Source organism: Streptomyces sp. GB4-14, from assembly GCF_022696125.1.
Taxonomy (GTDB): domain Bacteria; phylum Actinomycetota; class Actinomycetes; order Streptomycetales; family Streptomycetaceae; genus Streptomyces; species Streptomyces werraensis.
In genome coordinates, this window is record NZ_RZHO01000002.1 from 1,971,063 (window position 1) to 1,982,270 (window position 11,208).

Sequence of the window (11,208 nt, forward strand, 5' to 3'; positions counted from 1 at the left end):
TCAGAAGAGTGTGCCCTCTTCCGGGGCGGCCAGCTCCTTCAGCAGCTCCGCGCCGTTGTTGCGGACGTTGCTGACCGCGGTGGTGACCGGGTAGGCGCGCATCAGACCGGGCGGCGGCGGGGCGAGCAGCCCGCGCAGGTCCTCGGGGTCGGTGCGGGACGGGTCGAGCCAGGCGTCCCAGCGGTCCGGGGTGAGCATCAGCGGCATCCGCGGGTGGATCTCGGCCAGCGCGTGCGGCCCCTCCGCCGGGGCCACGGCCAGCGGACTCGTCTCGGCCTCGGTGGTGATCACGGAGCAGGTCACCCACCAGGCGCGCGGGTGGTCGTCGGGCAGGGTGCGGTCGCGCCAGAACTCGTACAGTCCGGCCATCGCGAAGACCGAGCCGTCGGCCGGGGTGACGAAGTAGGGCTGCTTGCGGGGGCGCTTCTTCTTGCCCTCGACCTCCAGGTCGCGCTCCTGCTTGCCGGTGACCCACTCGTAGTAGCCGTCGGCGGGGAGGATGCAGCGGCGGGAGGCGAAGGCACGGCGGTACGACGGCTTCTCGTGGACGGTCTCCGCGCGCGCGTTGATCATCCGGGCGCCTCCCTCGGGGGTCTTGGACCAGGAGGGCACCAGTCCCCACTTCAGCGTGCGCAGCTGCCGAACCGGGCGGGGGTCGTCCGCGTCCTTCAGAGGACGGTCGAGGACGGCGTAGACCTCCTTGGTCGGCGCCACGTTGTAGTCGGGCTCCAGGGTCTCCTCGGGCTCCCACTTCTCGATCTCGAAGATCCCGGCGAGATCCTCGGGCCTGCGACTCGCTGCATACCGTCCGCACATACGTGCAACACTGCCAGACTCCGCACGCGCACAGGGAGCGATCCAACACACATGACGAGCATGGCCAGCACCGCGCCCGCGTCCCTCGCGTCCCTCTGGGACGAGGTCGCGGGCACCCAGCCCGACCCGGACCTGTGGGTGGTCGTCGCGACCCTGGTGGCGGCCCTCGCCGTGGTGGTGCCGCAGGCTCCCTGGCGTATCGCGCGGAACGCCGTCACGATCGCGCACGAGGGCGGGCACGGCCTGGTGGCGCTGCTCACCGGCCGCACTCTGACGGGGATACGCCTGCACTCCGACACCAGCGGCCTGACCGTCAGCCGGGGCAAGCCGACCGGCATCGGCATGATCCTCACGGCCGCCGCCGGCTACACCGCTCCACCGCTGCTGGGCCTGGGCGGGGCCGCGCTGCTCGGCGCGGGACGCATCACACTGCTGCTGTGGCTGGCCACCGCGCTGCTGCTGGCGGTGCTGGTGATGATCCGCAACGCCTACGGGGCGGTGTCGGTGCTGGTCACCGGGAGCACGTTCGTGCTGGTGTCGTGGCTCGCGGGACCCCAGGTGCAGGCGGCGTTCGCGTACGCCGTGGTGTGGTTCCTGCTGCTGGGCGGGGTGCGCCCGGCGTTCGAGCTCCAGGCCAAGCGGCGGCGCGGGGGCGCAGGGGACTCGGACGCGGACCAGCTGTCCCGGCTGACGCACGTGCCGGCGGGGATGTGGCTGTTCCTCTTCCACGCGGTGTCGGTGTGCTCGCTCCTGGGCGGAGGGCGCTGGCTGCTGGGCCTGTGACCCGGGGGCCGGCGGGGTGACCGGGCGGTGTTCCGCCTGGCGGGCACGGAACGGCCGGGCTCCCCGCCTCCTTATAAAGTGGCCCCATGGCCCCGAATCCCACGCACACCGCCCTCTGGCCCGCCCCGCACGCGAGCGGAGCCGTCGACGCGACGGTCCACGTGCCCGGATCCAAGTCGGTCACCAACCGCGCTCTCGTCCTCGCCGCCCTCGCCTCCGAGCCGGGCTGGCTGCGCCGCCCCCTGCGCTCGCGCGACACGCTGCTGATGGCGGGCGGGCTGCGCACGCTGGGCGTGGAGATCGAGGAGGGCGTCGGTCCTGACGGGACGGGCGAGGCCTGGCGTGTGGTGCCGGCCGGTCTGCGCGGCCCGGCCACCGTGGACGTGGGCAACGCGGGCACGGTGATGCGTTTCCTGCCTCCGGTGGCCACCCTGGCGGACGGCCCGGTGCGCTTCGACGGCGACCCGCGGTCCTACGAGCGTCCCCTGAACGGCGTCATCGACGCGCTGCGCCGGCTCGGCGCCCGGATCGACGACGACGACCGGGGCGCGCTGCCGATGACGGTGCACGGCGGGGGCGCGCTGGACGGCGGCACGGTCGAGGTGGACGCGTCCTCGTCGTCCCAGTTCGTCAGCGCCCTGCTGTTGTCGGCGCCGCGTTTCAACCAGGGCGTGGAGGTGCGGCACACCGGCGCGACGCTGCCGTCGATGCCGCACATCCGGATGACGGTCGACATGCTCCGCGCGGTCGGCGCCCAGGTGGACACCCCCGAGTCCGGAGGCGAACCGAACGTCTGGCGGGTCACCCCGGGCGCCCTGCTCGGCCGGGACCTGACGATCGAGCCGGACCTGTCCAACGCGCAGCCGTTCCTGGCGGCCGCGCTGATCACCGGCGGCAAGGTGGTGATCCCCGACTGGCCCGCGCGGACCACCCAGCCCGGCGACCGGCTGCGGGAGATCTTCACCAAGATGGGCGGCTCCTGCGAGCTGACCGAGTACGGGCTGGTCTTCACCGGCTCCGGCGCGGTGCACGGCATCGACGTGGACCTCGGCGAGGTGGGCGAGCTGACGCCGGGCATCGCGGCGGTCGCGGCTCTCGCGGACTCCCCGTCGACCCTGCGGGGCGTGGCGCATCTGCGGCTGCACGAGACGGACCGGCTGGCCGCGCTCACCAAGGAGATCAACGAGCTGGGCGGTGACGTCACCGAGACGGCCGACGGTCTGCACATCCGCCCGCGCCGGCTGCACGGCGGGGTCTTCCACACCTACGAGGACCACCGCATGGCCACCGCCGGTGCGATCATCGGCCTGGCGGTCGAGGGCGTGCAGATCGAGAACGTGGCGACCACGGCGAAAACCCTGCCGGACTTCCCCGAGCTGTGGACCGGGATGCTCGGGGCATAGGGGTTCACGATGCGCCGTTACGGCAAGCACACCGACGAGGACGACATCCGCTCCCGCCCCAACCGCAAGGGCAACCGGCCGCGCACCCACATCAGGCCCAAGCACGAGGACGCCGCCGAGGGCATGGTGCTCACGGTCGACCGGGGCCGGCTGACCTGCCTCGTCGATGACCGCGTCGTGACCGCGATGAAGGCCCGCGAGCTGGGCCGCAAGGCCGCCGTGGTGGGTGACCGGGTGGCCCTCGTCGGCGATCTGTCCGGCAAGAAGGACACCCTCGCCCGGATCGTGCGCATCGCGGAGCGGTCCTCGGTGCTGCGCCGCACCGCCGACGACGACGATCCCTACGAGCGGGTGGTCGTCGCCAACGCCGACCAGCTCGCCGTGGTCACCGCCCTCGCCGACCCCGAGCCCCGGCCGCGCCTGATCGACCGTTGCCTGGTCGCCGCCTTCGACGGCGGCCTGGAGCCGCTGCTGGTGCTGACCAAGTCCGACCTGGCCCCGCCCGACAAGCTGCTGGAGTTGTACGGCGACCTGGACATCCCGTACGTCGTCACCAGCCGCGCGGAGCTGGAGAGCGGGGAGGCGGTGGAGCGGGTGCGCGAGCAGCTCGACGGCCGGATCACCGCGTTCGTGGGCCACTCCGGCGTCGGCAAGACCACTCTCGTCAACGCGCTGGTGCCCGACGAGCGGCGTCGCACCACCGGTCACGTCAACGCGGTGACCGGGCGCGGCCGGCACACCACGACGTCCGCGCTGGCACTGCCGCTCGCGGGCGCCGAGGGCTGGGTGATCGACACACCGGGCGTCCGGTCGTTCGGGCTGGCCCACGTCGACCCGTCACGGGTCATCCACGCCTTCCCCGACCTGGAGCCGGGCACGGAGGGCTGTCCGCGTGCGTGCAGTCACGACGAGCCGGACTGCGCGCTGGACGACTGGGTGGCGGAGGGCCACGCGGACCCGGCGCGGCTGTACTCGCTGCGGCGGCTGCTCGCCTCGCGGGAGCGCGGCGAGGGAGACTGACCCGCGTCGTGTTTGCCCCGTGGTGTCGCCGGTAAGTGCATAATCGCACCGAGCCGGACACGAACCAGACGAAGCGGTCACTGTACGCGGGGAATGCGGGAGGACACACATGGCGTGGCTGCTGGTCATCGTCGCCGGGTTGCTCGAGACCGGTTTCGCCGTGTGTCTGAAGCTTTCCCACGGGTTCACCCGGCTGTGGCCGACCGTCGCCTTCTGCGCGTTCGCCCTGGGCAGCTTCGGACTGCTCACCCTGGCGCTGAGGAAGCTGGACGTGGGACCGGCGTACGCGGTGTGGACGGGCATCGGGGCGGCGGGGACGGCCATCTACGGGATGGTGTTCCTCGGGGATCTGGTGTCCACCCTGAAGATCGTCTCGATCAGCCTGGTGATCGTCGGGGTGATCGGGCTGCAGCTCTCGGGTTCGGCGCACTGAGCCGTCCCCCGTTCACAGGGGCCCGTCTCCTACGACGCCGGCTGCCGGTGCAGCGCACCCCGGACCAGCTCGGCCACTCCGTCGTCGGGCGGGGGCGCGACGACGCAAGACACGGCGAGTCTGATCACCGTCTCGCAGGACCGGGCGAGGTCGGCGGTGTCGTCGCGCCCGTGCCCCGGACCGGCGAGCACGGCGACGGCCCGGTCCCGGACCAGGTGCACGAAGTCGGAGGGCGAGGGCAGCGGCCCGTCGGCGCGGCGCTGCGCGGGCACCGGGGAGCCGGACGTCACGGCCGCGAGGCCGGGTGCGGGCAGGCGCTCGGTCCAGCAGCCGGTGAGCATGGCCCGCACGAGGGCGTTCTCGCGGGCGCTCAGCATGGTCCACTCGGCGGTGGCGGTGAGGCGGTCCCGGGGGTCCGCGTGCGCGGTGAGGGCCCGGTCGACGCCGGCCAGATACCCGTCGGCCTCCCGGCGGACCAGGGCCCGGGCGAGACCGTCCTTGCTGCCGAACTCGTTGTAGAGGGTCTGGCGGGAGACCCCGGCCGCGGCGGCGACGTCCACCATCCGCACGGCGGACCACGGACGGCGGGCGAGTGCGGTGTAAGCGGCGTCCAGCAGTGATTCCCGCGCTGCAGGCATCATCGCCTCCCTCGGGGCGAGCGGCCGAGACCCTGCGGTTCAGATTTGACGGGGTGTCGGGGGCTGTCAAGGGGTCGCGGAACCGGCCCCCGGTGGCCCGGAACCGATCTCGGCCGATACCGTTCGTTGCATGCCCGACTACCTCGACGACCTGCGTCTCGCCCATGTCCTCGCGGACGCCGCCGACGCCGCGACCATGGACCGGTTCAAGGCTCTCGACCTCAAGGTGGAGACCAAACCCGACATGACGCCGGTGAGCGAGGCGGACAAGAACGCCGAGGAGCTGATCCGGGGCCACCTCCAGCGCGCCCGTCCGCGCGACGCCGTCCTCGGCGAGGAGTACGGCGTCGAGGGCACCGGCCCGCGCCGCTGGGTGATCGACCCGATCGACGGCACCAAGAACTACGTGCGCGGCGTGCCCGTGTGGGCCACGCTGATCGCGCTGATGGAGGCCGGCGAGGGCGGCTTCCAGCCGGTCGTCGGCGTGGTGTCCGCGCCCGCCCTGGGCCGCCGCTGGTGGGCGGCGAAGGGCCACGGCGCCTACGCGGGACGCAGCCTGTCCTCGGCCACCCGGCTCCAGGTCTCGCGCGTCTCGCGGATCTCCGACGCCTCCTTCGCGTACTCCTCGCTCACCGGCTGGGAGGAGCAGGGGCGGCTGGACGGCTTCCTGGACCTCACCCGCGAGGTGTGGCGTACGCGCGCGTACGGCGACTTCTGGCCGTACATGATGGTCGCGGAGGGCTCGGTGGACATCTGCGCGGAGCCGGAGCTGTCGCTGTGGGACATGGCGGCCACGGCGATCGTGGTGACGGAGGCCGGCGGTACCTTCACCGGCCTCGACGGCCGGCCGGGCCCGCACAGCGGCAACGCGGCCGCGTCGAACGGCCTGCTCCACGACGAGCTGCTGGGGTATCTCAACCAGCGCTACTGATCCGGCCGCGGTCGCGCCGCGCGCCCCCGGCCGGCCGCGCGCGCCCCCTTGTTGACCCCCGCTTTGCCTGCCACTCTGAGAGTCCCCCCACTTGTGAACTTGTGAAAGCGCGAACGAGCGGGTCACCGGGCCCCTGACCTCGCGTTTTCCGGTAGGAGGTGGCTCCATCCATGCTCGTCCGTGACGCCATGAGCACCGTGGTCCTCACCATCGGCCCCGCCCACACGCTCCGCCAGGCCGCCGCCCTGATGTCCGCGCGCAGGGTGGGCGCGGCCGTGGTCCTCGACCCCGACGGCACCGGGATCGGCATCCTGACCGAACGGGACGTCCTGAACTCCGTGGGTCTGGGCCAGGACCCGGACGCGGAGCGCGCCCACGCCCACACCACCACCGACGTCGTCTTCGCCACCCCCTCCTGGACCGTCGAGGAGGCGGCGGCCGCCATGGCCCACGGGGGCTTCCGCCATCTGATCGTCCTCGACCGGGGCGGGCCCGCGGGCATCGTCTCGGTCCGCGACATCATCCGCTGCTGGGCCCCGGCCCGGGAGCGGGCCCCGCAGGTGCCCGCCTGACGGGCACGAGGACGGGCCGGACCCCCGTGAGGGGATCCGGCCCGTCGATCGGCAAGCGGTCCAGCGCTGGGATCAGCCGCGCAGGGCCTGCACCGCGGCCTCCAGCCGCTTGCCGAAGTCCTCGTCGGCCTGGCGGAAGTTGTTGATCGCGCGCTCGGCGATGTCGTCGCGCGTCACGCCCGAGATGGCGTTCGCCAGGTTCTTCACCAGGCGCTCCTTCTCGTCCTCCGACATCAGCCGGTAGAGGTTGCCCGCCTGGACGAAGTCGTTGTCCTCGGCGTGGACGGGGGTGACCGACTCACCGGTGACCCCGGTGACCGGGACGCCCTGCCACAGCGGGCGGTCCGTCTGGAAGGGGCCGCCGAAGCTGTTCGGCTCGTAGTTCTTCGCCCCCTTGTGGCGGCCGTCGTACAGGTAGCCGTCACGGGAGTGGGTGCGCGCCTCGGTGGCGTGCGGACGGTTCACCGGCAGGTGGTCGGCGTTGATGCCGACGCGGTAGCGGTGGGCGTCGCCGTACGCGAAGAGACGGCCCTGGAGCATCTTGTCCGGGGAGGGACCGATGCCCGGCACGAAGTGGGCGGGGCTGAAGATCGACTGCTCGACCTCGGCGAAGATGTTCTCCGGGTTGCGGTTGAGCTCCAGCTTGCCGAACTCGATCAGCGGGTAGTCCGCGTGCGGCCAGACCTTGGTCAGGTCGAACGGGTTGAAGCGGTAGGTGGCCGCCTCTGCCGCCGGCATGATCTGGACGTACACGGTCCAGGACGGGTACTCGCCGCGCTCGATGGCCTCACGCAGGTCGCGCTGGTGCGAGTCGGGGTCCTTGCCCGCGAGGATCTCGGCCTCCTCGGCGGTCAGGTTCTTGATGCCCTGGTCCGTCTTGAAGTGGTACTTGACCCAGAAGACCTCGCCGGCCTCGTTGTTCCACTGGTAGGTGTGGGAGCCGAAGCCGTCCATGTGGCGGTAGGAGGCTGGGATGCCGCGGTCGCCGAACAGCCAGGTCACCTGGTGCGTGGACTCGGGCGACAGACCCCAGAAGTCGAAGACGTTGTCCGCCTCCTGCGAGCCGGTGTACGGGTCGCGCTTCTGGGTGTGGATGAAGTCGGGGAACTTGATGGCGTCCCGGATGAAGAACACCGGGGTGTTGTTGCCGACGAGGTCGTAGTTGCCCTCCTCGGTGTAGAACTTCACCGCGAAACCGCGCGGGTCGCGCACCGCGTCCGCCGCGCCCAGGTTGCCCGCGACCGTGGAGAAGCGCAGGAAGACCTCGGTCTCCTTGCCCACCTCGGACAGGAACGCGGCCCGGGTGTACTTCGTGACGTCGGCGGTCACCTTGAAGGTGCCGTACGCGCCGGCGCCGCGGGCGTGCACCACGCGCTCCGGAATGCGCTCACGGTTGAAGTGGGCCAGCTTCTCGAGCAGGAGCTGGTCCTGGACGAGGACCGGGCCGCCGACGCCCGCGGTCTCGCTGTTCTGGTTGTCGGCGACCGGAGCTCCGGCCTCCGTCGTAAGCGGTCCCTGCGTCACGTGCGCCTCCTGCGTCAGTACTGCAACTTGTGCCTTGGCTAAAGCCGAGCTCGATCCTACAATGGACATTGTCTAAGTCAAGTAAGGCTCCAAAGTCACACCCGTTCGGGATCCGACTCCCCCCTGCTGTTAGGCTGGTGCCTATGAGTGACCTTCTGGAACGACTTCGCGGACGCGGTTGGCGGATGACCGCGCAGCGCCGTGTGGTGGCCGAGGTCCTCGACGGCGAACACGTCCACCTGACGGCCGACGAGGTGCACGCCAGAGCTGTCGCCAAGCTGCCCGAGATCTCCCGGGCGACCGTCTACAACACCCTGGGCGAGCTGGTCACGCTCGGCGAGGTGCTGGAGGTCGCGACGGACAAGCGGGCCAAGCGCTACGACCCGAACGCCCACCGTCCGCACCACCACCTGGTGTGCGCACAGTGCGGGGCGATCCGCGACGTCCACCCGACCGGCAACCCGCTGGCCGACCTGCCCGACACGGAGCGGTTCGGTTTCACGGTGTCCGACGTCGAGGTGACGTACCGCGGCCTGTGCCCCAACTGCGCGTCGGCCTGACCGTCACACAGGGCTTGCACGAGGCCCCGGCCACTTCCGAGTGCCCGGGGCCCTTCGTCATGCCGGAACGCGGGACGCGTCGTCCCCTGGAACGACCGAGGGCCGGAACCCTTTCGGATTCCGGCCCTCGGCCATCAGTAGCGGGGACAGGATTTGAACCTGCGACCTCTGGGTTATGAGCCCAGCGAGCTACCGAGCTGCTCCACCCCGCGGCGATGTCCCCAACGCTACGTCAAGGTGCCGGACAGAAGCAAATCCATTACCTGCGCGCTTCTCGGGGCCCGGCGCAGCGCGCCCCTGGGGGCGCGGGGAACTGCGCAACGGAGGCCCGAGGAGGGCGAAGCCCCCCGAGAGGGCCCGCGGCTAGGCGGACAGCTCCTCGCGGAGGGCGTCCCGCAGCCGAGTCGCCCTCTCCGTGACCGCCGGAGGCCCCAACTCCGCCGCCCGGTCCGCCCACCGCTGCCCCTCCGCGAGCTCGCCCCGCCGGGCGTACACCAGAGCCAGCCGCAGCGCCGCACGCCCGTGCCCCGCATCCGCGGCGCGGGTCCACCACACCGCCGCCTCCGGCTCGCTCCCCTCCCGCGCCAGCAGCAGCCCCAGGTTGAACGCCCCGTTGCGCGACCCGGCCTCCGCGGCCTCCCGGTACCACCGGGCCGCCTCGACGACGTCGCCCCGCGCCGCGGCCAGCATGCCCACCCGCACCTGCGCCCGCCGGTGCCCCTGGGACGCCGCCCGCTCGTACCACTCCTCGCACTCGCTGCGCCGGTGCACCGGTTCCCCCAGCTCGTGCGCGGGCTCCGGCGGCCTGCGGGCGTCCAGCACGGTCGCCAGCCGGTACGCGGCCTCCGCGCTGCCACCGCCCGCCGCGCACCGCAGGAACCGCTCGGCCTCGCCCTCCTCGCCGTCGCGCAGCCGCGCCATGCCGACCTGGAGCGCCGCTTCGGTGTGCCCGGCCGCCGCGGCCCGCTCGTACCAGCGCAGCGCGGCCCGGTCCTCACCCCGGCCGGCGTGCAGGATGCCGAGGTTGAACGCGGCGTCGACGCTCCCGGCCTCCGCGGCCTTGGAGAACCACGGCTCCGCGCCGGTCTCGTCACCCGCCCGCAGCAGCAGGATCGCCAGCGCGTTCGCCGCCTCCCGGTGTCCGGCGTAGGCGGCGCGGCGGTACCACTGCTCGGCCTGGGTGGTGCGCCCCTGGTCGGCGCAGAGCAGGCCGAGGTTGTACGCGCCGTTGATGTCGCCGGCGTCCATCGCGGCCCGGTACCACCGTTCGGCGGTCTGCGTCTCGCCCCGCTCGGCGTGCAGCGCGCCCAGCGCGTTGGCGGCGTTGCCGTCGCCGTCCTGGGCGGCGCGCAGCCACCACACGGCGGCGTTCTCGGTGTCCCCGGCGTCGCGCAGCAGGAAGCCCAGTGCGCACGCGGCGCGCGGTTCGCCGTCCTTGGCGGAGGTCAGGTACCAGCGCCCGGCCTCCTTCAGCTCGCCGCGCTTCTCCAGGATCGTGCCCAGGTGAAGGGCGGCCCGGCGGTGTCCGCGCGCGGCGGCCTGCCGGTACCACTGCTCGGCCTCCTCGACCAGCGCGGTGCCGTCGTCGCCGGACCCCCGCGCGGCCTTGCGGTCCAGGGCGCGGGCGAGCCGGTAGGCGCCCTCGCGGTGACCGCGCTCGGCGGCCGCCCGCATCCAGCGCTCGGCGCCCTCCGTGTCCCCCCGGTGTTCCAGCAGGTCGGCGAGGGCGTACGCGCCGAGGGTGTGGCCCTGCTCGGCGGACTGGCGCAGCCAGTACTCGGCGGCGGGTTCGTCGCCGCGCTCGCGGTGGTGCCGGCCGAGCGCGTGGGCCGCGGCCGTGGAACCGGCGACGGCGGCGATCCGCCACCATCCGGCGGCCTCGTCGGGGTAGCCCCGCTGGTGCAGCAGGACCCCCAGGTTGTTGGCGGCGGCGCGGTCGCCCGCGGCGGTGGCGGCACGCAGATGGGGTTCGGCTCCGTCGAGGTCACCGCGGCGCAGCAGCATGGCGCCGAGGACGCTCATCGCCTCGACGTCACCGGCCTCGGCGGCGAGCCGCCGGCGCAGCTCCTCCGCCGCCTCGTCGGCCACCTCCCCCGCGTCGTGGGGGTGCTCCTCCCGAGGGGAGGACTGCACAAAACGCCCTGACTCGTACAGAGTTGCCTTGTCCCCCATAACATCCATCGTCGCACCACCTGCAACCTGGGTACACCTGGTATACCGCAGCCAGTGAGGTCACTTCAGCGTTTTGTCGACATGCCCACAGAGAGACAAGTCAAACACAGATCGCCCAACTCCCGTCGGCGGCACGGCCGTCGGGAAGCGGGGCACATGCGTTCGCCCACCACAAAGGCCCGGATTCCCAAGGGAATCCGGGCCTTCGGTGTCGCTGTCGCGACGTCAGTAGCGGGGACAGGATTTGAACCTGCGACCTCTGGGTTATGAGCCCAGCGAGCTACCGAGCTGCTCCACCCCGCGCCGTTGTGCTGCAACCGTAGCACGGCGCGGGGGGAGCCTGTGACCAGGCCTTC

11 protein-coding genes and 2 tRNA genes are annotated in these 11,208 nt (G+C 72.4%); 7 read left to right on the forward strand and 6 right to left on the reverse strand.

The genetic code is table 11. The features are described 5' to 3' along the window. A complete protein-coding gene (locus tag ELQ39_RS10000) occupies positions 1–816 on the reverse strand; it encodes an SOS response-associated peptidase (protein WP_242591688.1) in 816 nt (271 codons plus the stop codon). 60 nt (positions 817–876) lie between these two features. Between ELQ39_RS10000 and ELQ39_RS10005 the strand changes: the two genes are divergently transcribed. The 4 genes from ELQ39_RS10005 to ELQ39_RS10020 all read left to right on the forward strand — a co-directional run bounded on the left by ELQ39_RS10005 (position 877) and on the right by ELQ39_RS10020 (position 4,455). Further along, positions 877–1,599 (forward strand): M50 family metallopeptidase, encoded by a 723-nt coding sequence (locus ELQ39_RS10005; RefSeq protein ID WP_225628307.1) that lies wholly within the window; start codon positions 877–879, stop codon positions 1,597–1,599. A gap of 86 nt (positions 1,600–1,685) precedes the next feature. Further along, positions 1,686–3,002, forward strand: coding sequence for a 3-phosphoshikimate 1-carboxyvinyltransferase (gene aroA / locus ELQ39_RS10010; protein WP_242591689.1), 1,317 nt, complete (start codon positions 1,686–1,688; stop codon positions 3,000–3,002). A gap of 9 nt (positions 3,003–3,011) precedes the next feature. Then, on the forward strand, positions 3,012–4,022 hold the full coding sequence (rsgA, locus tag ELQ39_RS10015) for a ribosome small subunit-dependent GTPase A (protein ID WP_190002531.1): 1,011 nt from the start codon (positions 3,012–3,014) through the stop codon (positions 4,020–4,022). Positions 4,023–4,131: 109 nt separating this feature from the next. Further along, entirely contained in the window at positions 4,132–4,455 is a 324-nt protein-coding gene (locus ELQ39_RS10020) for a DMT family transporter (RefSeq protein WP_190002530.1), read from the forward strand. A gap of 29 nt (positions 4,456–4,484) precedes the next feature. On the opposite strand, the gene ELQ39_RS10025 is transcribed toward ELQ39_RS10020, so the two are convergent. Continuing rightward, positions 4,485–5,096 (reverse strand): TetR family transcriptional regulator, encoded by a 612-nt coding sequence (locus ELQ39_RS10025; protein WP_190002529.1) that lies wholly within the window; start codon positions 5,094–5,096, stop codon positions 4,485–4,487. Positions 5,097–5,223: 127 nt separating this feature from the next. Here ELQ39_RS10025 and hisN point away from each other — a divergent pair, with 127 nt between their 5' ends. Both hisN and ELQ39_RS10035 read left to right on the forward strand, forming a co-directional pair. Further along, entirely contained in the window at positions 5,224–6,024 is an 801-nt protein-coding gene (hisN, locus tag ELQ39_RS10030; protein ID WP_019522878.1) for a histidinol-phosphatase, read from the forward strand. A 170-nt stretch (positions 6,025–6,194) separates the two neighbouring features. After that, positions 6,195–6,596 (forward strand): CBS domain-containing protein, encoded by a 402-nt coding sequence (locus ELQ39_RS10035; protein WP_190002527.1) that lies wholly within the window; start codon positions 6,195–6,197, stop codon positions 6,594–6,596. Positions 6,597–6,668: 72 nt separating this feature from the next. Here ELQ39_RS10035 and ELQ39_RS10040 read toward each other — a convergent pair whose 3' ends face one another. Continuing rightward, on the reverse strand, positions 6,669–8,120 hold the full coding sequence (locus ELQ39_RS10040; protein ID WP_225628294.1) for a catalase: 1,452 nt from the start codon (positions 8,118–8,120) through the stop codon (positions 6,669–6,671). A gap of 143 nt (positions 8,121–8,263) precedes the next feature. Between ELQ39_RS10040 and ELQ39_RS10045 the strand changes: the two genes are divergently transcribed. Next, complete coding sequence (locus ELQ39_RS10045; protein ID WP_190002525.1) at positions 8,264–8,680, forward strand: transcriptional repressor; 417 nt, start codon at positions 8,264–8,266, stop codon at positions 8,678–8,680. Between the two features lie 138 nt (positions 8,681–8,818). Here the strand turns inward: ELQ39_RS10045 and ELQ39_RS10050 are convergent. The 3 genes from ELQ39_RS10050 to ELQ39_RS10060 form a co-directional block, all read right to left on the reverse strand. After that, positions 8,819–8,892: transfer RNA gene (locus ELQ39_RS10050), tRNA-Met, on the reverse strand. A 151-nt stretch (positions 8,893–9,043) separates the two neighbouring features. After that, complete coding sequence (locus ELQ39_RS10055) at positions 9,044–10,861, reverse strand: tetratricopeptide repeat protein (RefSeq protein WP_242591690.1); 1,818 nt, start codon at positions 10,859–10,861, stop codon at positions 9,044–9,046. A gap of 220 nt (positions 10,862–11,081) precedes the next feature. Beyond that, a tRNA-Met gene (locus tag ELQ39_RS10060) sits at positions 11,082–11,155 on the reverse strand. Positions 11,156–11,208: the final 53 nt, after the last annotated feature.

What these genes read in the sequence shown, in the direction of transcription:
- ELQ39_RS10005 (WP_225628307.1), top strand. Translation starts at nt 877, where the DNA reads ATGGCCAGCACCGCGCCCGCGTCCCTCGCGTCCCTCTGGGACGAGGTC.
- ELQ39_RS10025 (WP_190002529.1), bottom strand. Translation starts at nt 5,096, where the DNA reads ATGATGCCTGCAGCGCGGGAATCACTGCTGGACGCCGCTTACACCGCA.
- hisN (WP_019522878.1), top strand. Translation starts at nt 5,224, where the DNA reads ATGCCCGACTACCTCGACGACCTGCGTCTCGCCCATGTCCTCGCGGAC.
- ELQ39_RS10000 (WP_242591688.1), bottom strand. Translation starts at nt 816, where the DNA reads ATGTGCGGACGGTATGCAGCGAGTCGCAGGCCCGAGGATCTCGCCGGG.
- ELQ39_RS10045 (WP_190002525.1), top strand. Translation starts at nt 8,264, where the DNA reads ATGAGTGACCTTCTGGAACGACTTCGCGGACGCGGTTGGCGGATGACC.
- ELQ39_RS10020 (WP_190002530.1), top strand. Translation starts at nt 4,132, where the DNA reads ATGGCGTGGCTGCTGGTCATCGTCGCCGGGTTGCTCGAGACCGGTTTC.
- rsgA (WP_190002531.1), top strand. Translation starts at nt 3,012, where the DNA reads ATGCGCCGTTACGGCAAGCACACCGACGAGGACGACATCCGCTCCCGC.
- ELQ39_RS10055 (WP_242591690.1), bottom strand. Translation starts at nt 10,861, where the DNA reads ATGGATGTTATGGGGGACAAGGCAACTCTGTACGAGTCAGGGCGTTTT.
- ELQ39_RS10035 (WP_190002527.1), top strand. Translation starts at nt 6,195, where the DNA reads ATGCTCGTCCGTGACGCCATGAGCACCGTGGTCCTCACCATCGGCCCC.
- aroA (WP_242591689.1), top strand. Translation starts at nt 1,686, where the DNA reads ATGGCCCCGAATCCCACGCACACCGCCCTCTGGCCCGCCCCGCACGCG.